The organism is Nocardia sp. NPDC041819, assembly GCF_055590505.1.
The window spans coordinates 35,512-59,567 of the sequence record NZ_JBVJAP010000025.1 but is presented as its reverse complement, the minus strand read 5'-3'; the positions used below and the strand labels follow the sequence as shown (position 1 = coordinate 59,567).

At 66.2% G+C, this 24,056-nt stretch carries 19 protein-coding genes and 2 pseudogenes; 10 read left to right on the top strand and 11 right to left on the bottom strand.

What is annotated here, in order from left to right:
- Positions 1-174 precede the first annotated feature (174 nt).
- Both ACZ6DL_RS35955 and ACZ6DL_RS35950 read right to left on the bottom strand, forming a co-directional pair.
- Positions 175-2,192, bottom strand: a pseudogene (locus ACZ6DL_RS35955) (erythromycin esterase family protein).
- Positions 2,189-3,370: a site-2 protease family protein gene (locus ACZ6DL_RS35950; protein ID WP_466057960.1), complete on the bottom strand. Its 1,182-nt coding sequence runs from the start codon at positions 3,368-3,370 to the stop codon at positions 2,189-2,191. Before ACZ6DL_RS35950 ends, ACZ6DL_RS35955 begins: the two are co-directional and overlap by 4 nt.
- Before the next feature lie 358 nt (positions 3,371-3,728).
- Between ACZ6DL_RS35950 and ACZ6DL_RS35945 the strand changes: the two genes are divergently transcribed.
- A complete protein-coding gene (locus ACZ6DL_RS35945; RefSeq protein ID WP_466057958.1) occupies positions 3,729-4,763 on the top strand; it encodes a hypothetical protein in 1,035 nt (344 codons plus the stop codon).
- A 136-nt stretch (positions 4,764-4,899) separates the two neighbouring features.
- Here the strand turns inward: ACZ6DL_RS35945 and ACZ6DL_RS35940 are convergent, their stop codons facing one another.
- Both ACZ6DL_RS35940 and ACZ6DL_RS35935 read right to left on the bottom strand, forming a co-directional pair.
- The gene (locus tag ACZ6DL_RS35940) at positions 4,900-6,324 is read right to left on the bottom strand and encodes a wax ester/triacylglycerol synthase domain-containing protein (RefSeq protein ID WP_466057956.1); all 1,425 of its coding nucleotides are present in this window, start codon (positions 6,322-6,324) and stop codon (positions 4,900-4,902) included.
- A 32-nt stretch (positions 6,325-6,356) separates the two neighbouring features.
- A complete protein-coding gene (locus ACZ6DL_RS35935; RefSeq protein ID WP_466057984.1) occupies positions 6,357-6,611 on the bottom strand; it encodes an SHOCT domain-containing protein in 255 nt (84 codons plus the stop codon).
- A 201-nt stretch (positions 6,612-6,812) separates the two neighbouring features.
- On the opposite strand from ACZ6DL_RS35935, the gene ACZ6DL_RS35930 reads away from it, so the two are divergent.
- The 6 genes from ACZ6DL_RS35930 (at position 6,813) to ACZ6DL_RS35905 (ending at position 13,373) form a co-directional block, all read left to right on the top strand.
- A complete protein-coding gene (locus ACZ6DL_RS35930; protein WP_466057955.1) occupies positions 6,813-7,061 on the top strand; it encodes a hypothetical protein in 249 nt (82 codons plus the stop codon).
- A gap of 72 nt (positions 7,062-7,133) precedes the next feature.
- Complete coding sequence (locus tag ACZ6DL_RS35925; RefSeq protein WP_466057953.1) at positions 7,134-7,583, top strand: Hsp20/alpha crystallin family protein; 450 nt, start codon at positions 7,134-7,136, stop codon at positions 7,581-7,583.
- A 187-nt stretch (positions 7,584-7,770) separates the two neighbouring features.
- Positions 7,771-9,231 (top strand): GNAT family N-acetyltransferase, encoded by a 1,461-nt coding sequence (locus ACZ6DL_RS35920; protein WP_466057952.1) that lies wholly within the window; start codon positions 7,771-7,773, stop codon positions 9,229-9,231.
- A 110-nt stretch (positions 9,232-9,341) separates the two neighbouring features.
- Entirely contained in the window at positions 9,342-11,189 is a 1,848-nt protein-coding gene (locus ACZ6DL_RS35915) for an AMP-dependent synthetase/ligase (RefSeq protein WP_466057950.1), read from the top strand.
- 429 nt (positions 11,190-11,618) lie between these two features.
- Positions 11,619-13,130, top strand: a complete 1,512-nt coding sequence (locus ACZ6DL_RS35910; protein WP_466057948.1) for a hypothetical protein — start codon at positions 11,619-11,621, stop codon at positions 13,128-13,130.
- A 75-nt stretch (positions 13,131-13,205) separates the two neighbouring features.
- On the top strand, positions 13,206-13,373 hold the full coding sequence (locus tag ACZ6DL_RS35905; RefSeq protein WP_466057986.1) for a hypothetical protein: 168 nt from the start codon (positions 13,206-13,208) through the stop codon (positions 13,371-13,373).
- 121 nt (positions 13,374-13,494) lie between these two features.
- Here the strand turns inward: ACZ6DL_RS35905 and ACZ6DL_RS35900 are convergent.
- A pseudogene (locus ACZ6DL_RS35900) lies at positions 13,495-13,689 on the bottom strand (DUF5914 domain-containing protein); the annotation flags it as partial.
- A 356-nt stretch (positions 13,690-14,045) separates the two neighbouring features.
- Entirely contained in the window at positions 14,046-14,510 is a 465-nt protein-coding gene (locus ACZ6DL_RS35895) for a GbsR/MarR family transcriptional regulator (protein ID WP_466057946.1), read from the bottom strand.
- Between the two features lie 74 nt (positions 14,511-14,584).
- On the opposite strand from ACZ6DL_RS35895, the gene ACZ6DL_RS35890 reads away from it, so the two are divergent.
- Together ACZ6DL_RS35890 and ACZ6DL_RS35885 are read left to right on the top strand one after the other, a co-directional pair.
- Positions 14,585-15,502: an ABC transporter ATP-binding protein gene (locus tag ACZ6DL_RS35890; protein WP_466057944.1), complete on the top strand. Its 918-nt coding sequence runs from the start codon at positions 14,585-14,587 to the stop codon at positions 15,500-15,502.
- 47 nt (positions 15,503-15,549) lie between these two features.
- Positions 15,550-16,338, top strand: a complete 789-nt coding sequence (locus ACZ6DL_RS35885) for an ABC transporter permease subunit (RefSeq protein ID WP_466057942.1) — start codon at positions 15,550-15,552, stop codon at positions 16,336-16,338.
- Between the two features lie 331 nt (positions 16,339-16,669).
- Here the strand turns inward: ACZ6DL_RS35885 and ACZ6DL_RS35880 are convergent, their stop codons facing one another.
- From ACZ6DL_RS35880 to ACZ6DL_RS35860, 5 genes are all read right to left on the bottom strand, one after another.
- Entirely contained in the window at positions 16,670-17,257 is a 588-nt protein-coding gene (locus tag ACZ6DL_RS35880; RefSeq protein ID WP_466057940.1) for a hypothetical protein, read from the bottom strand.
- Between the two features lie 1,428 nt (positions 17,258-18,685).
- A complete protein-coding gene (locus tag ACZ6DL_RS35875) occupies positions 18,686-20,377 on the bottom strand; it encodes an APC family permease (RefSeq protein WP_466057938.1) in 1,692 nt (563 codons plus the stop codon).
- A 556-nt stretch (positions 20,378-20,933) separates the two neighbouring features.
- Complete coding sequence (locus ACZ6DL_RS35870; protein ID WP_466057936.1) at positions 20,934-22,220, bottom strand: ArsB/NhaD family transporter; 1,287 nt, start codon at positions 22,218-22,220, stop codon at positions 20,934-20,936.
- Positions 22,221-22,272: 52 nt separating this feature from the next.
- Complete coding sequence (locus ACZ6DL_RS35865; RefSeq protein WP_466057934.1) at positions 22,273-22,719, bottom strand: CBS domain-containing protein; 447 nt, start codon at positions 22,717-22,719, stop codon at positions 22,273-22,275.
- Between the two features lie 448 nt (positions 22,720-23,167).
- Positions 23,168-23,497, bottom strand: a complete 330-nt coding sequence (locus ACZ6DL_RS35860) for a winged helix-turn-helix transcriptional regulator (protein WP_466057932.1) — start codon at positions 23,495-23,497, stop codon at positions 23,168-23,170.
- A 373-nt stretch (positions 23,498-23,870) separates the two neighbouring features.
- On the opposite strand from ACZ6DL_RS35860, the gene ACZ6DL_RS35855 reads away from it, so the two are divergent.
- Entirely contained in the window at positions 23,871-24,008 is a 138-nt protein-coding gene (locus ACZ6DL_RS35855) for a hypothetical protein (RefSeq protein WP_466057930.1), read from the top strand.
- The last annotated feature ends 48 nt before the right edge of the window (positions 24,009-24,056 follow it).

The window sequence follows — 24,056 nt, the reverse complement described above, 5'->3', positions numbered from 1 at the left end:
CCCGGCCGCGAAGCTGTTGCAGCCGACCCCGTACCCGAACCGGCATCCGGTACAGGTAATCGGGCACGTTCGGAGTCTCGAGCAGTTGGCACACCCAGACGTCGCACCAGTAATGTCGCCGGACGCCATCCGGCGGCGCTGTAGCGGAGCGGGTTCGCGCCGACCGCCCGTTCCCTACAGCCCCGTGGGGTACGTTTCCGGCGTGGCGCCGGAGATCCAGTGGCTACCCGGGTCCAGCGGCGCGAGAGGCGTGGTGTTGTCGATGTGGATGACGGCGTCGTACCGGTCGGCGAGCCGGGTATGGAAGTAGTGGCTCTGACGTTCGGTGCGGGGCTGGTAGATGACGCCGATGGCGCGCTCGAGGCGCGGATGACGCAGGATCCCCCCGTCGCCACCAGGCAAGTCGGTGCGGATCATGAATGCGGGGATTCCCGTGTCGTGCAGCAGTTCTTCCGCACTGCTCGGAAGGGGCGGGCGCACGAGTTTGAGTTCGGCGGGACCGTCCCATCTGCTCGCCGCCGTAACCATGCCACGACAGGTGGTGAATCCGATGGTGCGGCAGGCGCTTGCGTGGCGTTCGCGCACGAGCTGCCCGAGTGAGAGCTGCCCCTCGGAGGCCAATTCGGTCGCGCGTGCGTCTCCGATGTGGGAGTTGTGCGCCCACACGACGATTCGTGCCGGAGCGCCGGGACGTCCGAGGTGATCGGCGAGAGCATCGAGGGTGTCGGCCATGTGCTCGTCGCGCAGGTTCCACGACGACACCCGGTCGCCGAACGTGGCGCGATAGTATGCCTCGGCATTGCGTACCGTCCAGGCGTTGCGCAAGGCGTCGAAATACGCCTCGCCGTCGCGTACCTCGATATGTTCGGCGGCGCTGCGTTGCATATCGACGAGTTGGCGCACCACATCGGCCTGGCAGGACTCACCGGCGCCGAACGCGGCAGCGAACCCGTAGGCTTGGCCGTCGTTTTCGGAGGTGCGGTCGAAACAGCTGTAGCGCCGCCTGGCTCGCTCCGCCGCGGCGGGGTCCGCCGTCTCCAAATACGTGATCACCTGCCGCATCGAGCGGTGCATGCTGTACAGATCGAGGCCGTAGAACCCGGCGAGCGCGCCACCCGCGCGCCGCTGCTGGTCGTTGTGCAGGCGCAGCCAGGAGATGAACTCGCGGACCACGGTGTTGCGCCACATCCAGGACGGAAACCGTTCGAAGCTGCTCAGAGCGTCGACGGCCGATTCATCGGTGCCCACACCGCGCACGTATCGGTCGACCCGATGCGCGTCGGGCCAATCCGCTTCGGCGGCCACGCCGACGGAAACCCTTCTCCGTGATGAGCCAACGGGTGATGGCGGCGCGTGCGGCGTAGAACTCGTATGTACCGTGCGAACTCTCGCCGATCAGCACGAACCGGGCATCGCCGATCAGATCCTCGAGGGCATGCTCAGGTGGAATGCCCTCGGGCGCCTCGATCGCTATCTCGCGTAGGACTTCGACAGGATCGGTCATCGCGATCCGCGGACCGACCGTCGGAGCCGCAAGCAGTTCCCGGACCTCTTCGTCGGTCACCTGGGTGAAATTCCAGAACGAGTTACCCACCGCGAGGAACGGTGACGGCATAGTCGCGCACACCATTTTCATCGACCAACGCTCCGAATTCGCGGCAGGTGGATTCCGGAGCCGACGGAACGGCGACGACGATCCGCTTCGGCTCGCCCATGCTGATCGCCTCGACGGCGGCGAACATGCTCGCGCGGGTGGCCAGTCCGTCGTCGACGAGAATCACGGTGCGGCCCGCGACATCCAGCGGTGGCCTGCCGCCCCGATAGGCGGCCTCACGACGGGCCAATTCGCGTGCCTCGGCACGGGCGATACCGCGCACCTGTTCGGCGGTAAGACCCAACCCCCGGACCACGTCGTCGTTCACCACCATCCGGCCGCCGGTGGCCAGTGCGCCGAGTGCGAACTCCGGATTCCCCGGAGCGCCGAGCTTACGCACGATGAGTGTGTCCAGGGGTGCGCCGAGTGCGGCGGCGATTTCCCAGGCGACGGGCACACCACCGCGGGCGAGGCCGAGTACGAGCACGTCCGGATCGCCTCGATAGTGCTCGAGCAGCCCGGCCAGCACTCGACCGGCCTTGCGACGGTCGCGGAAGATCGGCTGCGGTTCCTCCCGGAAGACCGGTGCGGATGTCATGGCGTCCTTTCTTCGTAGATGGCCGACGCGAGACGCGGGCGCTCACCGAATCGCAGCGGCAGGCCGAGGACGGAGCGATCACAGGCGAGGACCAGATCGCTCGCGGTGATCAACCCAGTGAGCCTGCCATCGGCGCCGATGACGGCGACGGCGTCCAAGTTGGGCCGCAGCACCGCCCGAGACGCGACATCGGCGAGCGGCTCGTCTTCCCGGGCGATCGCACCGGTGGGTAGCGCGCGGGCAGCGCGGCCGACCGTGGTGGTAGCGCGCGCGGGTTCGGCGACCGCGGCCAGATCGGACCAGGCCACGACAGCGGTCGGATGACCGGCGTCGTCGACGACCGGGAAGACCCGATGGCCGGTGGCCACCGCGTTCGAGTGCAGCAGCTCGGTGATCGACCATGCTGCCGGAATCGCCATCGGACGGGCGGTCATCACGTCCCGGACCTTGCTGTCGCCCAGCCGATGTCGCAGTCCGGCGACAGTGAGTTCGGCGAATGCCGCGGACTGCAGGAACCAGCCGAGCAACAGCAGCCACACACCGCCGAGATGTCCGAACAGGATCAACTCGGCCAGACCGAGCACGAGCAGGAAGGTGCCGAGGACCTGTCCGCTGCGCGCGGCCCAGGTCGCCGCCCGCAACCGGTCGCCGGTGCGCCACCAGATCGCGGCGCGCAACACGCGGCCACCATCGAGAGGGGCGCCGGGGAGCAGGTTGAACAACCCCAGCACCGCATTCATGACAGCAAGCCATACCAGGACAGCGGTGATCGGCCCGTCCGGGTCCGCCGCCGCAGTGGCAGCGGCCCCGGCGAAGGCGACGAGCGCGATCGCGAGGCTGGTGACCGGTCCGGCCAATGCGATGCGCAGATCGGCCCGCGCGTCCCGCGGCTCGTCGGCCAATTCGGAAACACCGCCGAGCAGCCACAGAACAATCCGTTCGACCCGAATCCCGTTGCGCCGCGCGATGATCGAATGCGCGAACTCATGTGCTAGTAGCGCCGCACACAGCATGACGGCGCCGGTGACCGCTGCCGCCCACACTACGGCCGTCGTGGCCGTGCCGGTCAGGTAAGAGCCCAGGATCCAGGTGAACAGTCCGACCGTTACCAGAGCCGACCAGTGCGCGCCGAGGCGGATCCCGGAGATCCGGCCGAGCGGAAATGTTCGACGCATCATGCCGTGCCGTCCCCGTCGTGCGCCTCACGCAGCGGTGTCTCCGGCCGCGCTGTCACCACGGGCCTGCTGGGGACCTCACGCGCGTGCATCGGCATCACGGCACGGATGCGAGGGGTACTGGACGGCGATGCGAAACCTTCCGAGGACATATGCCCAGAGTGACGGGGTGCGGGCGCATTCGGGAGAGCCGTGCTGCCTTCGGCAGCGGGACCAACGTCCTCAGTGGCGAGGTCCGATTCCGGGTCTTGCGGAGATCACGAACGGCCGTCGGATGGTGACTTTCGCTTCTGTGGAAGCGCGTGTACACCGCGAAAGATCGAGAGAGAGGAAGCTGATTCGATGCGCCCGGGAGGTATTCGTGACGATCACCAGGTACGAGAGACCAGGACTGGCCGCATCGGCGCTGTTGCTGGCATTGCGTCTGCCGGTCGGATTGCAGCAGACGATCGGGGAGTTGCGGTACCGAGGGCGATCATCCGGGCGGCATATCGCCCTGCCGGTGTCGTATGTGCGGGTGGGCGACAGCGTAATCGTCCGAGTGGCGAACGCCGCCACGAAGACGTGGTGGCGGAACTTCCGGTCACTGCATCCGGCGTCGATCAGGATCGACGGGTTCTGGTCGACGGGTATCGGGCATGTTGTGGCTCCCGGATCGCTGGAACACGAAGAGGTGGAGGCGTTGTATCAGAAGGCGCATCCACGGCATCGGATCCACACGAATGATCCGTACGTGGTCATCGTCGTAGGTGTGGAGAAGACGACGCCGTCGCGCCGGGAGCTGAGCCGCCGCTGGTTCGTCGCGGTCACCGCTGGTGAAACTCTCGGCTTCGCCGCACCGGCTGTGGCGGGTGCGCTGACCGTCGACTCCGCGCCTGGCATGATCGCGGCCGCACTGCTGATCGCGGCCGTGGTCGAAGGCGGCGTGCTCGCCTTTTTCGAGGGTCGCGTACTGCGGTGGTGGTTGCCCGAATTCCCTGTCCGCGACTGGATCGTGGCCACGGCGGCCGGTGCGGTCGTCGCGTGGACCGTCGGGCTGGTGCCGGTACTCTACGGAGACCGATTGGGCAATCAGCCGGCCGTGGTCCGGGTGCCGGCGGTCGCCGCAGGGGCGCTTGTGATGGTGTTCGCGATCGGCGTAGCGCAGTGGTATGTGTTACGGCGCTGGTCGGATCGTGCGGTGCTGTGGATCTGGGGCAACGCGGTCGGCTGGATCGGGGGGCTGGCCGCCTTCACCACGGTCACGACCCCGTTGTGGCGGGCAGGGCAGTCGACGATGGTCACGGCCGTGATCGGGGCGCTGGGAGGCGTTGCGATGGCCGCGGTAGTGGCCGTGACGACCGGGATGTTTCTCGTACGCATCCTTGTGCCCGGGCATCTACGGGCTTCCATGTGACCGCGCCCGGGGAACTCAGCTCGGCGGATACGCGGGCCGTCAGATCTCGAACCGGATCATTCCGGTCCGCGCCTGTCACACTGGTCGGAACGGCCGGACGGAGGAGTGCGACCGCCCCGAACCGATACACAACCGGTCACACGGGTGTCGAGCGAGGTGCTTCGGCGGGGAGGTCGGCGCCGCCCTCTGATGAGTCCTCGGCGCCGAGACGAACCACAGTGGCGAAACCGGCGGCGAGGCAGTCGGTCAACATCGCGATGTCGGGGATCGCGGCAGTATCGACGTTGATCGCGACGTAGCAGGTTCCGGCATGCGAGGTCAGGGTGACGTTGACGGCCGTGCCGATGGTGGGACCGAAAGCGTACATCCGGTCGATCCGCGCCCCGGCGATATAGAGCGGCACCGGGGAACCCGGGACGTTGGACGCGAGGAAATCGATATGTTTGAGCATCTCGGTGAGCAGTCCGGCAGGCAGCCGGTTGAACGCCGCGGCGACGGCGCCGGACAGCGGTATCGCCGGCTCGCGCCGCCAACCGGCGACCGCGGCGGCCACGGCGCGCATCAAGTCTGCGGTGTCCGGGATGTCGGCCGGCAACGCGAAACGAGCGAGGGTGATCCGATTGCCGCCGAGCGGATCGTCGGCTGTGCGAAGGCTGATCGGCATGGTCACCCGCAGCTGGTCGACTCTCGCCCCGTGCCGATCGTGATACATACGTAGCCCGATGACCAACGCGGTCAGGAAAGCATCGTTCATGGTGCAGCCGACAGCCCGCGCGGCACGGCGTAGCTGCTCGACGGGAGCGTCCAGTACTGCCAGCCGGCGACGGAGACTGCGCTCGATCATCACCGGCGACAGCGTCGTGGTGACGGGCTGGGCCAAGCGGACCAACGAGCTCGCCAGCGCCACACCATCGCGCGCCGCCCGCGCGGGATGAGTGACAGCCCGCCACGCGGTCCGCGGCGTGACCCGCACACCGCCACGAAGAAGATCCGAGCCGACCGACCAGTTCCACGCAACGATGTCGCGGACCGCGCCGTCACGGTCCTGCGACGGCTCGGGCGGATGGCCGCGATCGGTTCCCGCCCGATCGAAATCGAGCAGCGCTGTGGCGATCTGAATACCGCCGATGCCATCGGTGAGGCTGTGATGCACCGTCATCACCAGCGCGCATCCCGCGCCGCTCAAGCCGGTGAGCAAGGTCGAGCGCCAGAGTGGCCGGGCCGGATCGAACGCGGTCATCGCTTCGGTTCGGGCGAACTCGAGTACCGCGGAGAGGTCCGCCGGTTCCGGCAGCGCGGAACGGCGCAGGTGCCAAGAGAGGTCGAAATCAGAATCGAGCACCCATCGCGGCGGGGCGAGACCGAACGGCGCGGTGACCAGCCGATGCCGCAACCTCGGCACGATGCGGGTGCCGCGATCGATCGTCTCCACCAAGCGGTCCCAGTCCGGATCGGTATCGAGAATCAAGACCGTGACGATCGTCGAGCGCAGCGCCGGATCACGTTCCATGTTCCAGGAGAACAGGTCCGATTGGGACATGTGGGATTCGCGAGTGGCCATCGCCTGCTGCTTTCCAACCCCGCCGGCAAGCCTCAGGGGGATGTGGCGCTGTTGAGGGTTTTCAATCGACGGGTGTATTCCTCGTCGTCGATCTCGCCACGGGCGTAACGGTCGGCGAGCACCTGCTGCGGAGTTGGCCCGCGTGGCACCGTGGGCCGGCCCTGCGAGGGGGCCGTGTAGCGGACCAGTGCCACGATGCCGGCGATGACCAGCATCCAGAAGATCACCATGCTGATGGCCATCAGACCGTATCCCCATCCGGTCATTCCATTGCTGTACCAGAACATCACCGCAGGCTCTCCTTCACTTCGGAGTGTTCGGTTCTTTCACTGTGCGCGCTGTACACCGACCGGGATACGGCCGAACAGCACTATTCAGGCGGGACGAGAGTCATCTGTCACCTGTCGTAGCCGAGAGCGCCACCCGGTCGGCTCGCATGCCGCGCAGCAACGGACATAGTTCCCATGAATTCGTGAAGGGAGTCCGTCGTGAAGGCCGACGACCTCGTGATGCTGGCGGCCGCGGTCGCCCTCATCGCTGGACTGGCCTGGTACTTCTTCGGTCCCCGCCACGCCCGGACCGCGCACCTGGCCGACAGTGTGCAGCGGATCGAGGTGACCGCGCGCGCCGCCGGCACCGTTGATGAGGCACACCGGGCCGCCCGAAGACCATCGCGAGTGCCGTGGCGGAAGACTGCCCTCGTTCGGGGACCGGAGTCCTCGGAGGAAGGACCGTAGGCCCTACTGCTGGGCGCGGGCGCCGCGTGGAATCGAAGAGTCATCAACCACTCTCTTCGCTGGAGTCGCGCTATGAGCATCCTTTCCTCTCGCCGGGCATTGGTACCGACCTGGCCCGCACTGCCCGATTGGTCCGATCTGATGGCCCGGTTGGAGTCACGGCCCACCTGGACCTCGCTCGAGGGCCACATGATTCGAGTCGAGGAGAACCTCGAGAAGGGCCGGTACACGTTGCGGGCCGAGTTGCCCGGGGTGGACCCGGCCAAAGACGTCGACATCAGCGTCCGGGAAGGACAGCTGACGATCAAGGCCGAACGCACGGAACGGAAGGAAGAAGGCACCCGCTCGGAATTTCACTACGGCAGTTTCTACCGGTCGATTCCGCTACCGGTCGGCGCGAAGGAAGACGACATCGACGCGTCCTACACCGACGGGATCTTGACGGTGACCGTGCCGGTGTCCGAGTCGGAGACCCCGGAGAAGCACATCGAAATCAAGAAGACCGGAAACGGACACAGCTGACCGCTGCGGAACCGGGGATGGCCCAGGCACACGGGCCGGCCCGGCGCAACGCCATATTGACCGCGGCTGCGAGTCAGCGTCATCCGAGGTTTGCGGAGAGTCTGCCGGCCATAGCCGGGGCACGGTCATCGACCGATCGGCGGCCGGTCGGCGGATTCGCGTCAGCTCTCATGACGGGAGTAACCGCATGACCGCACATGGGCATCCCTCGATCGTGGTGACCGCCGAACGACCGCCGGACGGGCGTGACGCCGCCCTATGGTCCGCCCGCCTCGCCGAACGACTGCACTGCACCCTGCGGGTCGTCCACATCGCCACCGCCACTGCTGACGTCTCGGCGGACATCCCAGCGACCGGCCCCGAAGCGGCGGCTCGGACGGAACGCAGCGCGACAGCGGTCGTCGACGACACCGTCGCGGTCGTGCGCCGCGATCACCCTGATCTCGAGATCAGTGGTGAGTCGATCGACGGACCGGCTGCGCAGGCGTGGGCCACAGTGGGAGAGGACGCCCGGATGGTCGTCCTCGGTCATCCCGACGTGGGGGAGTTCGACGTGCCGGCGGCCTTGACGATGGTTGCCGATCACGCCACTTGCCCGGTAACCGTCTGGCGGGGAGAGCCCGGCCAGCTTCCAGACCAGCGCCCCGTGCTTCTCGCCGTGGACGACGACGACGGCGCCGCCGCCGCGCTCGCCGCGTTCGGCTACGCACACCTGTTCGGGGCATCGGTCGTCGCCGTGAACGCCCGACCGGAGCAACTCGAAACGGCCGCTCCGGTTGCGTCGAGGAACCGGCACTCCCTCGACGCCCACCTTGCCGTGGCACGCGAGGCCTTCCCTGACGTCACCGTGTCCGCCCTTGCCGACATCCCGTATCGGTCGTTGAGCGAACACGCGACGGGTGCGCAACTGGTGGTCACCGGAATCGATGGTCGCGCGTCTGTTCCGGAAGTACCCGGTTTCGATTCGTACTTGTTCCGCCGCAGCTGGTGCCCCGTCATGTTCTGTCCGTCGCGAATGGCTCCGGTGGGCCTCGGCGCCGATCCGATCCCACCAACCGCCGGTCCCGCACCGGCACCGTCTGCGCCGCCGATCTCCAGGATAACCGTCCGCGCACTGACGCCTGAGGACCGCGACGCGGTCGCGTCGCTGCACGAGCAGATGTCGGCGCACGATGCCTATCTGCGGTTCTTCAGTGCCGTTCCGAAGCACATCGACGAGTTCGCGGAACAATTGTGCCGACACGACTCCACCCACCTCGCGCTCGGCGCCTTCGAAGGTGTCGACCTGGTCGGGGTCGCCAATTACGTCGTCACCGACACCACCGCGGGACACATCACCGCGGAGATGGCGCTGGCGGTTGACGCGCATGACCAGCAACACGGTATCGGCACATTGCTCGTGCGGCGACTGGGCACGGCCGCCTACCTGCAGGGGGTGGCACATCTGACGGCCGAAATACTCGCGGAGAACGCCCTTATGCTCGCGATCATCACCGAACAGGGGTGGAATGACGCGCTCCGATACGAGGGCGCCACCGTGCACTTCGATCTCGATCTCGAGCTCCAGGCCGACGAACAGGAAGATCCGGATACGCCTGTACTTCCACGTATGGAAAATGCGGGCCGAGCAATCCGGAAAGGTCGATAGGGACGAGCGCCGTTATCCGCGTCCGGACCGATTCCAAGAAACATGCCGGGCTTTCCAGTTTCTCGTATGAGCGCCGCATCAATCGGCCGAAGACTCCGTAGAATGAAGTGATGACGTTCCTTCGGGAATCCGAGGAACTTCCCGATCTCAGCAAGATCGAGCACCGGGCATCCTCGGTTGCCCAGATGCTCGTCGACCGCGTCACCGCGACTCCGGAGGCGGAGGCGTTCCGATTCCCTGACGGCGAGCGCTGGACCAGCGTGTCCTGGAAGCGGTTCGGTGACCGCGTCGACATCCTCGCCGCCGGGCTGATCGCCCTGGGAGTCCAAGCCGAGGACCGGGTCGCCCTCGTGTCGTCCACGCGGTACGAATGGGTGCTCGCCGATTTCGCCGTGATGTGCGCCGGTGCGGCCACCACCACCGTGTACCCCACCACCAACGCCCCCGGCGTCGCGTTCATCGTCGCCGACTCGGGCAGCCGTGTCGTCGTCGCCGAGGATCAGGCCCAAGTGGACAAACTGATCGAGCACCGCGCCGAGTTGCCCGACGTGCGACAGGTGGTGATCTTCGACGGCGAGGGCGACGGAAACTGGGTGATCACTCTCGATGACCTCCAAGAGCGCGGACGCGCGCTGCTCGCCGAATCGCCCGACGCGGTGGCCGACCACGTCCGCGGCATCCGGGCCGAGCACCTGGGCAGCATCATGTACACCTCTGGGACGACCGGCACCCCGAAGGGGGTGAGGCTGCCGCACTCGGCCTGGACCTACAGCGCCGCAGCAATCGACGCGTTGCATGTTCTCGGCCCCGACGATCTGAACTTCTTGTGGCTGCCGCTGTCCCACGCGTTCGGCAAGGTGATGCTCGCGCTGTCACCACTGATCGGCTATCCCACGGCGATCGACGGCCGGGTGGAGAAGATAGTGGACAACCTCACGATCCTGCACCCCACGATCGTGGCGGCCGCCCCGCGCATCTTCGAGAAGGCGCATGCGCGAATCGAGGGCATAGTGGCCGAAGAAGGCGGGATCAAGAAGAAGCTCTTCGACTGGGCCGTCGAGGTCGGCCTGAAAGTCTCGCGTGCTAGACAGGCCGGCAAAGACCCGTCGTTGCTGATTTCATTGCAGCACAACGTCGCCGACAGGCTGGTGCTTTCCAAGGTTCGTGAACGCTTCGGTGGTCGATTACGGTACTTCGTTTCGGCAGCGGCCCCCTTGGACCGCGATGTCGCGCAATGGTTCGACGCGATCGGCGTCATCGTGCTCGAAGGTTACGGCCTGACCGAGACCGCAGCCGCCTCGTTCATCAACCGCCCGGAGGCATACCGGTTCGGAACGGTAGGCAAGCCGTTCCCGGGCACCGAGGTGAAGATCGCCGAGGACGGCGAGATCCTGCTCAGAAGCCCCGGTGTGATGAGCGGCTATCATGACCGTCCCGACGCCACCGCCGAGGCTTTCGACGCGTACGGCTGGTTCCGCACCGGCGACATCGGCGAGATCGACGCAGACGGCTTCCTGCACATCACCGACCGCAAGAAGGACTTGTTCAAAACCTCGCAGGGCAAGTACGTCGCGCCCTCCGCGATTGCCGCCACATTCAAGGGGATATGTCCGTACGCGGCGGAGTTCATCGTCTACGGAGAGACGCGGCCCTATTGCGTCGCATTGGTCGCCCTGGACGCCCTGGACGCCCAGAGCATCACCGAATGGGCCGGCAAGCACGGCCTGGCGGACAAACCACTCGCCGACATCGCGCGCGACGAGAAGACCCACGACGTGATCGCCGGCTACGTCGACCACCTGAACACCCAACTCAATCGCTGGGAACAGATCAAGAAATTCGACATCATCGATCACGAACTGTCCGTCGAGGCAGGTGATCTTACACCGAGCATGAAACTGCGCCGCAAGATAGTCGTCGACAACCTCGCCGCCAGCATCGATGCCCTCTATCACTGAAGTCGATCGCTGACCGCCACTTCGCATATCGACCGTGCGGTGTGGGCGCGGCCATCATGTGGCGACCGCTTTCTATACATCCGCCGCAGCGGTGTTGCCCTGGACGAAATACCGGATCGTCGCCGCCTACTGCGTTGTGGCCCTATACCCTCACGCAAGACAAAGCTCCCCGCCGGTCGGCCCCGTTGTGCCCTATTCCGCTCGGTTATTTCCGAGTTTGCTGGGCGTTACCGAGTCCTGCAGCTCCGACCGGAGGGTGACTGTGTGTGAGCGGTCGTTGAGTGCGGCACGTGCCCGCGAGATGTGCTGCCCGTTTGCCATCCCCGCACCCGGCAGTCCCTACCGGCCGAGCAGATGGCTCAGACCGGCCGACCGACAGCGGAGTCCATGATGTTGGGCGGCTATCTCGAGAGACTTCTGCGTGTCCCGGTGTTCGCGGTGAATGCGTTGCGGGACCCGACGGCCGCGGCCTGTGCACTGCGCGCCCCGGCATCCGCTGCGGACGCGTTGCACACCGTGTTGTCGGAAGCCGTGGGGCACGCCCGCGCCGTATGGTCCGGCGACGAACGCGTACATGTCGCGGTGCACGGACCGGCGCCGGAACGGCTGGAGGCGTTCGCTACGGACTTGACCGCGCGGGTGGGCCGCCTGCCCGGGGTGGCCTGGGCACGCCTCGACGCCGGGTGCGGATTTCTCGTGGTCGCCAGGAGGTCTTCCGAGGCGTTCGACTCGGCCGCCATCGTCGCCGCGGTGGAGGAAGCGGAGACCGCCGCCGAGGTCGAGGGGCCGTTCACCGCAGCTGTGGCCACACATCCCACTGATCGGAGCGCAGCGGCCTGGTACACCGTCGCGGCGGTCGCCGACGTGGCCGCAGTCGGCGTCGCCGCCCTCGGCACACTGCTGTGCCTGCCCGGGCGCTCGACGCCGATCGAACTCGCACCCGTCATCGCGTTCGTGCAGAACCAGGAGCGGCTGCGCGCCCCGCTGGAGCGGCGATTCGGGGTGACCGAGGTGGAGCTGGCCTTGGGCATCGCGGCCGCCACGGCCGGTGCCCTGGAGCGACGGCTGCTCAGCCCGGTCGTCGACCTCGTCCACCGGGTGCTGCTGCTGCAGCAGGAGCATTCTCGCGCGCAGACCTTCGCGCAACTGGAGCCGGTACTGTACGCGACCGCCCCGCCGAGCCAGCCGCTACCGGAGCACCGCGCGTCGCGGCCGATCCCGCTGCCACTGGGCCCGATCGAACGCTATGACGAGGGCGACTTGATGGCGACGATAGCCGCTGCATTGACCACCATCCCGCTTTCTCATCAGACGCGGGGTGCGATCGACGTGGTCAGCGCGGGGGTTGCCAAGGCCGCCAGGCTCGGGCGCGAGGCATTCGCCACCGAAGTGACGGAGTATCTGGGTCGCTGCGATGTGCTCGTGGTGCGTCCGGAACCGCTGCGAATACTCGACCATGTCGACCGTCTGGTGGTCGACATGGACCTGCTCGGTGACACGCCACCGCCGAAGCCGGTGGCCGGCCATGACATCGAGATCGTCCGGTACGAGCCCAAGTCCGGACCCGAGGAAGGTCTGGAGGATCTCACCGAACTCGTCGTACGGCTGCAGCGCGAAGGCCACGGTGTCGCGGTCGTCGCAGGCGCCGACGAGGCCGCGCTCGCCGCCGCGGATTGCGGCGTCGCGGTCGCGCCGTACCCGGAGCATCCGGTGCCGCGGCCACCCGCCTTCGCCTTCGGAGCCGGCGGGACGAGCCGCAACGCGCTCATGCGCCCTCACCGTGCTGCCGCGAGTCGGTTTCGGCGACGACCCCGAGGTGCGAGCGTACCTGGAAGCGGTGGTATGGCCGGAACATCTGGCCTCGCTGCGGGAATGCGGCCAGGATGTCGGCGCTACGGCGGAGGACCTGGCCGGTATCGAAGCCGCACTGACGCCGGGTAGCGACCGCTACATTCTGGACGAGCCCGGTTACCACCTGATCCACCCGGGGATACTCGTCACCGGACGGCGCCCCCGGTGACCGACTACACGGAATACACGCCAGCCGCCGAGTACCTGCATCTGCTCTCCGTGCCGATGTGGCCGGCGCTGGCCGAACGGCTCGCCGCCGCCTTGGATACCCCCGGCGCGAAACCAGGTGTGGCAGTGGAGTTCGGTGCGGGCAGCGTACCGAGGTACTGCTGAACCGCATCGCCTCAGTTCCGGTAATGGTGGCCGAACCCTCCGCGCATCTACGCGCGGTCCTGCTGGCTCGCCTGCAGACTATGCCCGGTGGTGACCGCGTATCCGTATTTCCTTGTGGCGCGGCGGAACTGACTCTGCCCCGGCGCTCGGCGTACGCCAGGTCGTCACGCCACAGCCGCGTCGCGGCGCGAGTCATCAGCGGACGCAACACCGGCAGGACCCGACGCGCGAACCGGAACCCTGGCCGCTCCGAGTTCGCGATCACGGCCTCGATCACCGCGGTACGCGCTCGGCCATCGGCGCCGGGACCCATTGGGGCGACCATGTGCTCTCGATAGAACAGGCAGCGTGACCGGCTGGTTCCAGTCGCGGTACGCGACGAAATCGGCGTGGTCGAACGACAGCACGTAGGCGTTGTCGACCGCAGTGCGGATGGTCGGCGCCTGTTGCGACGGCCGCAGGATTGGCCGTTCGGCACCGCGCCGTGACCGACCGGCATCGGCCCCGCGTGCCGCCACCCTTACGGTTCGGCGGCCAACGCTGGCGGGTGCGGTGCTGCTTGAATAGCACGCGGCGAGAGCCGCCCGACCCACACCGCGTCGGGCCGGTGTAGCCGTCGGCCATACCGTCGCCCGGCTCCTGCGGTGACGATACCGACCGCGCTCACCCGGGCTATCCCCGTTTGTACTGCTCCCGCCATTTCTCGATCAGTGGCAACACTTCACGCTCCATGTACCAGTAGAAGTCCTGCATTTCATGCAGCCGGCCCGCGGCGACCGACCCATCGCTCACAGCGTCGAGGCCTTCCTGCGCAGCTTCGCGCATCACCCCGTACATGGCGTTCTGCTGCGACATCAACGTCGCCCACGCCCCGGGCACGAACCGGTAGTGGTCGCGGCGGCTGCCCGGCGCGGGGACACGCTCGATCAACCCGGTCTGGATCAGCTGCTTGAGTGCGGTCGAGACCGCACCGGTGCTAATGGACAGTTGCTCGCACAGATCCGCAGCGGTCATCGCCTCCTGCTCGCTGTAGAGCAGGGCTGTCATCACGCGTGCGGTCGCTTTCTGCATCCCGCCCTGAGCCAGGATCAGGGCCAGCTTCTCGGCCGCGTCGCGGAGTTGCTGTGAGGAGTCCATGCCTCAGACCATACCGAAAACTCCAACCTCCCTAAATCTTCACAAATCTCTGAAACTTCTATACATTCTGGGTTATGGACAACGCCATCGAACTCCGCGACCTCACCAAGACCTACGGCACCGGCCGTGGCTTGGCCGGGCTCACCCTTGACGTGCGGGCCGGCGAGGTATTCGGCTACCTCGGCCCGAACGGGGCGGGCAAGTCGACCACCATCCGGTTGCTGCTGGATCTGATCCGCCCCACCCGCGGTACAGCCACGGTGCTGAGGCTGGACCCACGACGCGACGGAGTTGCGCTGCGCCGCCGCGTCGGGTATTTAGCCGGAGACTTCGTCGTCGACGGACGCCAGCCGGTCCGCGACTGCCTGCGCTACCTCGCCGCCCTGCGCGGCGGTGTCCCGCGACCACGCATCGATGACCTCGCCGACCGGCTCGGGCTGGATCAAACGGCGACGATCAAAAGCCTATCGAAGGGCAACCGGCAGAAGGTCGGGTTGGTGCAGGCATTCATGCACACCCCCGAGCTGCTGATTCTCGACGAACCCAGCTCCGGGCTCGATCCGCTGCTGCAGCAGGCATTTCTCGACCTGGTACTCGAAGCCGCCGGTAATGGGCAGACGGTGTTCATGTCCAGCCACATCATGGACGAGGTCGAAGCGGTCGCCGACCGGATCGGGATACTGCGCGATGGGCGGCTGGTCGCCCTCGACACCGTCGCCGACCTGCGCGCAGCCGCAGCACGCCGCATCGAGATCGAATTCGCCGACCCGGTGATGCTCGACCAATTCCGTGGCCTGCCCGGAATCGCCGAACCAGCCCTTGATGAGACCGGCACGATCCTGCGCGCCCAAGTGACCGGCTCACCCGACGCGATCGTCAAGGCCGCCGCGCAGCACACGGTCACCCTGCTGCGAACCAGCGAACCCCACCTCGACGAAATCTTCCACGCCCAATACGCCGGAATCGACACCAGCCCAGCGCCCGCCGCGTGAATTACACCCGATTGAACCTGACCACCACGACAAGGAACGTAACCGACATGAGCTTCACCATCCTGGCCAAGACCTTGCGCGATGGCCGCCGCGCGCTGATCGGCTGGACCGCCGGCATCACCCTAGCCGCGATGATGTACGCGAGCTTCTACCCTCAAATGGCGAAAAACGGTGCCCAGCAAGCACAGAACGTGCCCGACGCGCTGCGGGAAGCGCTGCGAATGGACGACATCACCTCCGCGCCGGGATATCTGGGATCGACCGTGTTCGGGCTGATCGTGCCGCTGTTGGCCATGTTCTTCGGCGCGGCTACCGGCGCCCGCGCCACCGCAGCCGACGAGGAATCCGGCACCCTGGACCTGTACATGTCCTACCCGATCACCCGAACCACCCTGATCCTGCAACGCTTCGCCGCGCTGGCAGTCGCCGCCGCCGGAATCACCGCCATCGTGTGGGTGGGCATGCTCGCCATCCGCGGCAGCGCGGAACTCACCGCGATCAGCCCCATCCACTTCGCGGCCCAATGCCTCAACGTCGCCCTGCTGGCCGTGGTCTTCGGTGCGCTCGCCATCGGCCTCGGCGCCGCGTTCGGCCGCCGTACTGTCGTCTTCGCAGTTACCGCGGTCGTCGGTGTCCTCGCCTACGCCGCGGATGCGTTCGCCGGACAACTCGGCATGGACTGGGCCGTGTACCTCTCGCCGTTCCACTACTACCTCGACGGTGAACCACTGCGCCACGGCTTCCAATGGGCGAACACTGCGGTGCTCGCGGGAGTTTCAGTGATCATCGTCGCAGCGGGAACCTACCGCTTCACCCACCGCGACCTCGGCGCCTGACAACCACGCCCGGCGGATGTGCCGAACCCCTGACGCTCGGCACATCGGTCGGAGAGGGCAGCACGATCGACAGTGCGATCGTCACCGCGACCAGATCGAAGACCGCTTCGCTGCCCGCGATGCCGGATTGCAGCGCCAGCAGCCCATAGACGACCGAGGCGAAGCCCTTCGGCCCGAACCAGGCCGCAGCGACTCGCTCCGAAACCGACGCTTTCGCGCCACTGATGCATGACCGAATGGCCCTGGAGGCGCCGTGGTAACCAGGGCTGGGTGCCACAACCGATTTTGCTTCGACGGTCTCTTCTCACATGAAGGCTGGCCCTTGCCTTGTTCATCGGATCACATCGTCTTGCAATCCCTTTCGGCGCGGACCGCTATTGCGTCCGCGCATCCACTGCGCAATTTCAGCCATAGCGGAAAGCAGCGAAATCCCGACGGCGACTATCGCAGACCAGGTGAGACTGTAGGTCGCGTAGGAAACCTGGCGAATCCCGGGTGCCGGATAGTTGTCATGTCCCCTTGCCCATCGGATCAGCAATCCGACCTGCGTCCCCGGATCCCGGGCCGTCCCATACGAGACCACTCGCGTCAGGTCATCGCCCTTGCTATTCAGATATAGCGCGGTGGCGATAGCGAAAATCGCAACGAAAACGGTGGCAACCATCGCCAGGCGCGCGAACGCCTCGGTGCGGGCCACGCTGTTGACCGCCGCACTGCACACCGCGATCACGATCGCAACGCTCGTGAGGATGCCCCATGTTCCACTGGCTTTCGGGTTGGGCACCGATGTTTGCGCCCAGAGATCGACCCAGAAGGTCGTCACGTGGATGCGGCCGAAGGCGTTTGCTTGGATCACACCGTCCGTCCCGCCTGTGCCTGTGGTCAGCCACGGGTGGAACAGCAGGACAAATGTGATCATGCACCCGGTCGCGGCAGATAAGTGAACCCAGTTTCCGCGGAGCACGGCCCCCAGCCACTTTCTCCCGAGAGCGACCCGGAGCTGCGCGCCATCCCATCGCCGTCGTCGTTCCCCACCAAATGAGTCAACCTGTTTGTGTCGAGAATTTTTGCTCTGCCAAGGAGTGGGACGCACGATTTTTCAGCCTATGACTCCGGACGCATGGAATCCGTCAAGGAAAGTGGCTCAACACAATAAGGATTCGTCAAACTTCAGCGATCAGGTGCCGCCGGCCGAGACGTCGGTGATGAGTGTCGCACCTGACTTGCAGGTCACGGACGGTCGATCGCGGACAGTCCAAAATCGGTGCCAGTGCTACCTTGCAGGGAGGGCTGCGGCTGGCGCCCAGGCTTGACGAAGTGCCCGGTGATCGCAGGGTGGTCGCGCCGGTTTTCACCCCGATGGGGCTTGTCCTCGCTCCGGGTGGTCAAAGGCTTCCGGCGGCGGCCCCGGTCGCTCACGTACCGCATCGATTTCTGCGGGACGATCAATGTTTTGCGTGGGGTTATCGTCCGGGACGCAGCCACAGGTCTCATGCCAGGCAGGCAACAGCCGCGGTCAGTGCGCCAAGGCCGAGCGCGATCACGATTGCGGCCCCGCTTCCTCGCCGCCGCTGGCGAGTATCACGACCACCGCGATCACCACGGTCGGCGCCGGTGCGAGGTAGCGGTACCCACGCACAGTTGCGCCTTGCTCGCGAACTCACCGTCGACATCCCGCGTCCGTGGGAGAAACCCACAGCCCCACAACGCCTTACACCCGCACGTGTCCGTCGAGGCTTTCGGCACCTCCGTCGGGAAGCGGCCTGTCCCGCCAGTGCACCGAAACCCTCCCGACCCGGACCCGGTCGACCGGCCGGCCACCGCGACCAGCGCCCCGCTACGACGTGCACATCAAGACACCCAGCAACCAGAACCCAGCCAAACCCGCTGGACCACGACCACGCCGCACAGGTTAAAACTCAAGCTAGGCGCATTCTCGGTGTGTGGTCCGGCGCCAGGCTGGCAGAGCCTGAATCACACAGTGGCGCGGCTGTATAACAGTTGGGGTTCTGTGGAAGCAGCCCGGTTGACGTCTTCGCGGCCGCCTACGCTGAACCCGCCCAAGGCGTACTTGTCGTAGATCTGCTGGACGGCGCTGTCGGGATCGGCAAGAAAGTTCCGCTTCCGCCGCCGCGTCCAGCGGGCGAACGGCTTCGGGCAGCCGATCCAGCAAGTACAGACGCAGCGGCCCGCGGCCGAATTCCTCTTTCCTCGTTCCATCAGCACATTTATCGCCGCAATCCCCGACACCCGTTCTCCGCATTTCCATTTCGGCTTCGTTGTGGTCGAGATCGTCGCCGATGCCGGGCTAACTGGACATCGACCAGTGTTCGGCGAGTCCGCCGATTCAGGCGAGTTGGATGCGGAGGTGGCAGACGACGGTGTCGCTCATCCGGCGTAGTTGCCGTTCGAGTTCGTCGCTGCGGTGGCTCGGCAGGACCCGGGCCCAGCCAGCCGGCGGGTCGATTTCCGCGATCACCACGATTTTCCTGCGGTCGGCGAAATAGTCGTCGAGGTAGCGTGCGACGGGCCGGCCGACGGTCGCGTCGCGCGCTTCCAACAGCACCAATCGAACGTCGGGATGCCACACGTCCCACGCTTTGGTGAATGCCGTCACCGACTCACCGGGTAGGCACACGTGGACGGCGACGATGTCGGTCCCGATGGACATCGCCGCGGAGAGTGCCTCGCTACTCAGCTCGGAGACTTCCGACACCGGTACGACGACCACGGCGTCGCGGGGTCGCGGTGGTGGTGGCACCGCATCCGCGCGGCGGCGATCGTCGATGCGAGTGTAGGTGGAGCGGATGCGCTGCATGCCCAGCACCAGGGCGGGCAGCACGAGGACGATCAGCCAGGCGCCTGCGGTGAATTTCATAGCAGTGGTGACGACAGCGGCCGCCGCGGTGAGTAGGGTGCCGAACCCATTGAGTGTCAATCGCTTCCGCCACCCATGATCGCGATCGACCCACCAGTGCCGGACCATCCCGGCCTGAGCGATGGTGAAGCCAACGAACACGCCGATCGCGAACAGGGGCACCAGCGCGTTCATGTTCCCGTTCGCGCCGATCAGCAGCACGCCCGCGCTCAGCCCCAGTGCCGTGACCCCGTATCGGTAGACCTGTCGCGGGGAGTGCACGGCGAAGCGGTGTGGGAGGCAGTTGTCGTCGGCCAGGAGTCTGGTCAGGGTCGGCAGACCGCCGTATGAGGTGTTCGCGGCCAGCGCCAGCAGGATGACCGTCGCGAATTGCACTGCGTAGTAGCCGATTCCGTGGCCCAGTACGGCGGCGGTGAGCTGGGACAGCACGGTGGTGCCCTCGATCGGGTGGATCTGGAATTTCTCGATCAGCACCGCGAGACCGATGAGCATCGTGCCCAGTAGCCCGCCCAGCGCCACTTCCGCGCGCCGGGCCCGCTGAACACGCGGCGCGGCGAAGCTCGGCACCGCGTTCGCGATCGCTTCCACGCCCGTCAGCGCCGCGCAGCCACTGGAGAACGCTTTGAGCAGCAGCAGCACCCCGACGGTCTGCACGTCTCCGACCATCTCTGGACCGGAGTCGAGCGCGGCGGGCTCGGAGCGAAACAGTCCGCCGAGGATCACGGCGAAGATGCCGGCCACGAACACGATGGTCGGCGCCATGAACGCTCGTGCGCTGTGCACGATCCCGAACAGATTCAACACCGTGATGCCGATGAGTACGGCCAGGCATATCCATGACGTCGACCCGTGCAACACTGGAAACGCCGAGGTGAGTGCCGCGACCCCGGCGGCGATGGATACCGCGACGTTGAGGACGTAGTCCACGATCAGAGACGCCGCGGCGACCAAGCTTGCGCGTCGGCCGAGATGACGTTTCGCCACCGCGTACGCGCCACCACCGTTCGGGAACGCCGCGATGACTTGCCGATAAGACGCGACGAGCACCGCCAGCAGCGCGGCGATGGCCAGCGTCACCGGCAGAGTCATGCCCAGGCCCGCGGCTCCGGCGGTGGCCAACACCAGCACGATCGCCTCCGGTCCATAGGAGACCGAAGCCATCGCGTCCAGTGAAAGACCGGCCAGTCCGGTGGACACGGTCAAGCCGGCGGAAAGCGAACCGTTCTTCGTTTTTCCGCGCGATGGGGGGACAGTGCGCGGTGCAACAGTACTCACAGCAGCGAGTCTCGACCGGCAGATTTGGGAATGGAATGCCCGTTTATGCAACCTTGACGGCAGCAGTGACCATATCCACTCACAGAGCGAACACCAGCGGACCGTCCCGAGATGTGGTTTCAGCACACGAGCATGCTTTTATGACCTGCTTACGCTTTCCGGGTCGATCTTATTCTTTCTCTTACTGTGATTCTTCACCACACTGCGGCTACGAGCGGTAGACGACTACGCACGAATGGCCGGTATCGCGGGATATCGGAGTATGGTCGTGTCGGTCTCGGGGCAATACCCGGATCCTGCTTCGGACTCCTGAACTCTCGCTGAAAGGAGGGCGCGATGGGTGAGTTCGTCACGGCGGCCTTGATCGGCGGGTTCCTCATCGTGGCCTACCTCATCCGACGCCGCAACCTGCGCGGTGGATGAGCGGCTGCCGCGTGGCGGGTCAGTGGAGCGCGAAGTAGCGCAGCCAGAGATACGGTGCGGCAACCGCGATGGTGACAGCGGTGACGACGATGCCTTTGCGGGTGAATTCCCAGAAGCTGATCGGATTGTCGGCGCTGCGGGCGATGCCGAGCATCACGACATTGGCGCTGGCGCCGACGGCAGTGAGGTTCCCGCCGAAGTCCGCGCCCAGAACCAGCGCCCACCACAGCGCACCGGCTCGAGGATCGTCCATGCTCGCGACGAGGTCGGCGACCAGGGGGCTCATGGTCGCGACGTAAGGGATGTTGTCGATGAGGCCGGATAGCAACGCGGAGACGACGAGGATGAGCATCGTCGCCAGCAGCGCGTTACCGCCGGTGACGTCGGTGGCCAGTTCGGCGAGTCGTTCGATCACCCCGGTTTTCACCAGAGCGCCGATTATCACGAACAGGCCCGCGAAGAACAGCAAGGTGTCCCATTCCACCGCGGACAGGTAGTCGCGCTGCGGGACGCCCGAGATCAGGACCAGCACACCGGCGCCGAGCAGGGCCACCACCGATGGCGCGATGTGGAACAGCGAGTGTCCGACAAGCCCGGCCAGTACGGCGGCGAGCACGATCGCGCATTTCACCAGCAACCTGGGATCGCTGATGGCTTCGCGTTCGTTGAGGGTCATGGCATCGGCCGCGCGGGCGGGGTCCACGTCGAAACTGCCTCGGAAAAGGCGCGGAAGCAGCAGCGTGAATACCGCGAGCGCGATGAGCACGATCGGCGCCATGTGGATCAGGAAGGTGTTGAACGACAGCCCGGCCCGGCTGCCGACGATGATGTTCGGCGGGTCGCCGATGAGGGTGGCCGCGCCGCCGATGTTGGACGCGAGGACCTCGGCGATGAGGAAGGGAACCGGGTTGATCGCGAGCCGGTCGCAGACCAGCAGCGTCACCGGCGCGATGAGCAGCACGGTGGTGACATTGTCGAGCATGGCCGACGCGAGGGCGGACATGAGGACCAGCAGGACCATCACCCGTAGCGGGGATCCTCTGGCGCGTTTGGTCGCCCAGATCGCGGTGTATTCGAAGACACCGGTCTGACGCAGGACACCGACGATGATCATCATCCCCAGCAGCAAGAAGATGACATCCCAGTCGATGCCGATCTCATGGGAGTAGAACGCGTCTTCGGATCCGATGACGCCGAAGGCGAGCAGGATCGCGGCGCCGCCGAGGGCGGCCTTCGTCTTGTGGATGCGTTCGGTGGCGATGAGGGCGTAGGCGACGAGGAAGACCGAGACCGCGACGACCGTCACGATGTCCACCACACACGAGCGGTCGATGTGGCGCTCGTGATCCCGTCGGGGGTCAGCCGTCTTGCAGCGCAGCGGCCAGTAGCCGGGATGCGGTGATCACTCCGATGAGTTCGTCGCCCTTCAGCACGGCGATGAGCGGGCAGCGGAACCGGGCCATGACCGCGGCGACCTCGACGATCGTGTCGTCGGACCGGGCCGCAGGCACCTTGCTGAGCCGTTCGGGGATGACGTCGCGGACCTTCTTTCCGCGCAGCTTGTCCGCGATCCGGTCGCACATCGATTCGGTGAGCACACCGGCCAAGGACGGATCGTCCTGCACGTATTTCGGGACGATGAAGCGCACCACTTGGGAGGCGGGCAAGACGGCTTGCGGGGCGCCTTGGCCGTCGGTCACCACGATCCCGGGCAACCGGTGCTCGGCCAGCAGCCGAGCAGCGTCCAGCGCGTCGGTGTCCAGACTGACCACCGGGTATTCCTCGGCCATTTGAGCAGCACGCACACCTGCAGGATACGACCCGGGACGGTGTGATCGCCCGCGCGAAGTTCGTCAAGATCAAGTACCTGCCCGTCACAACAAACTCCCAGGTTGGTGGGTGTGACCCGAGTCCACGGACCACATGCCGACCAGACTTCCCGGCGCTCCAGAGTAAAGATGCCGTAAGCAACGCCCGCGGGGCAACTCGGGACCGGGACCTGTCCGGCCCAGGGCGCCTGGGTTGCTTCCGCAGCGCCGAGTCGATCACAGTTGATCACCGCAGGGTGTGATCTATGTCGGCGCGGTGTTCGTAGCAGGTTCCGCAGGCGTTTGTCCGGCGTGCAGCCACGCAACGGTGTGTTCTACCGGCCGGCGGCGGGTGCCCGGGCGGTGCCGTTGTGGGGTCGACGCGTCGGCTGGGCCGCCGGATTCGCTCTGCCGCGGATCACAGCGGTTGTACCCCGCCAAGGGGTCAGCTGTCCGGCTCCAGTGCCGCTTGCTCGTAGAGTGCTGTCCAGACAGTCAGGCTGGACAGGGCATCGACGGTTCGCCGGCCACGCTCGGTCAGAACCAACCGCCCGGCCTGCGACGGAGCGTCGTCCCAACTGCCTGGCAGCTCGGCGGTGACGAGTCCGCGTGCGGCTACTACACGGACCGCGTGCGGCAGCGTCCACCGGCCGCCGATAGCGCTGCGCATCTCCGAGAGAGTGTGCGCACGGTAGGACAAGACGTCGAGGATCTCCACCACATGGCGGTGCTCGACCAACTCGCGCAGGGTCTCGAGATCATCGTATCGGCTCATGCCAACCACCCCTGGGGTCTGCCACATCAATCGTGGCCGGACCCTATCGGCCCCCCAGCCGAGACCGGGCTATTCCTGACGACAATCCACGCCGATCACCGCTGGTTTTGACGAAATCAATACATCACCTGAGCCTGAATACCGCCTCCACGCCCGGCACTGCCGCAGTTACTTGGGCACCGGCGCAATAGTCCTACAGCTGGCTGGTGATGAGCGGTCACTTTCGATACATGTGGCCCGCTGCCGCGCCGATCACGCAGATCATGGGCGAACTCCACCACGACGACGATCCGGACCGCAGCAGGCGCAAATGATTCGTCAATCCGCTGTGCGAAATCTTGCCCACGCGACCGCACGGGTTTTTCATCGGACTATGACCGCAATCCCGGACGTCGCGCCGCTGCCGCGCACGCCGTCCGGCACTGCTCTGGTTCGCGGCGAGTACGAATTGCCGTCGTCGCTCGAGCTTTTCGGTTCCGGAAGCGAGGACAAGCCGCCCAGTCCGGCTTGAGACCCTCCGTCTTTCCGCCCTGTTCGGCGTTGCCACAGGGAGCTTCGT

Bases quoted from the DNA above. Each gene is read 5' to 3' on its own strand.
- ACZ6DL_RS35950 (WP_466057960.1), bottom strand. From the start codon at position 3,370: ATGATGCGTCGAACATTTCCGCTCGGCCGGATCTCCGGGATCCGCCTC.
- ACZ6DL_RS35940 (WP_466057956.1), bottom strand. From the start codon at position 6,324: ATGGCCACTCGCGAATCCCACATGTCCCAATCGGACCTGTTCTCCTGG.
- ACZ6DL_RS35935 (WP_466057984.1), bottom strand. From the start codon at position 6,611: ATGTTCTGGTACAGCAATGGAATGACCGGATGGGGATACGGTCTGATG.
- ACZ6DL_RS35925 (WP_466057953.1), top strand. From the start codon at position 7,134: ATGAGCATCCTTTCCTCTCGCCGGGCATTGGTACCGACCTGGCCCGCA.
- ACZ6DL_RS35920 (WP_466057952.1), top strand. From the start codon at position 7,771: ATGACCGCACATGGGCATCCCTCGATCGTGGTGACCGCCGAACGACCG.
- ACZ6DL_RS35915 (WP_466057950.1), top strand. From the start codon at position 9,342: ATGACGTTCCTTCGGGAATCCGAGGAACTTCCCGATCTCAGCAAGATC.
- ACZ6DL_RS35895 (WP_466057946.1), bottom strand. From the start codon at position 14,510: ATGGACTCCTCACAGCAACTCCGCGACGCGGCCGAGAAGCTGGCCCTG.
- ACZ6DL_RS35890 (WP_466057944.1), top strand. From the start codon at position 14,585: ATGGACAACGCCATCGAACTCCGCGACCTCACCAAGACCTACGGCACC.
- ACZ6DL_RS35885 (WP_466057942.1), top strand. From the start codon at position 15,550: ATGAGCTTCACCATCCTGGCCAAGACCTTGCGCGATGGCCGCCGCGCG.
- ACZ6DL_RS35880 (WP_466057940.1), bottom strand. From the start codon at position 17,257: ATGATCACATTTGTCCTGCTGTTCCACCCGTGGCTGACCACAGGCACA.
- ACZ6DL_RS35875 (WP_466057938.1), bottom strand. From the start codon at position 20,377: ATGGCTTCGGTCTCCTATGGACCGGAGGCGATCGTGCTGGTGTTGGCC.
- ACZ6DL_RS35860 (WP_466057932.1), bottom strand. From the start codon at position 23,497: ATGAGCCGATACGATGATCTCGAGACCCTGCGCGAGTTGGTCGAGCAC.
- ACZ6DL_RS35855 (WP_466057930.1), top strand. From the start codon at position 23,871: ATGACCGCAATCCCGGACGTCGCGCCGCTGCCGCGCACGCCGTCCGGC.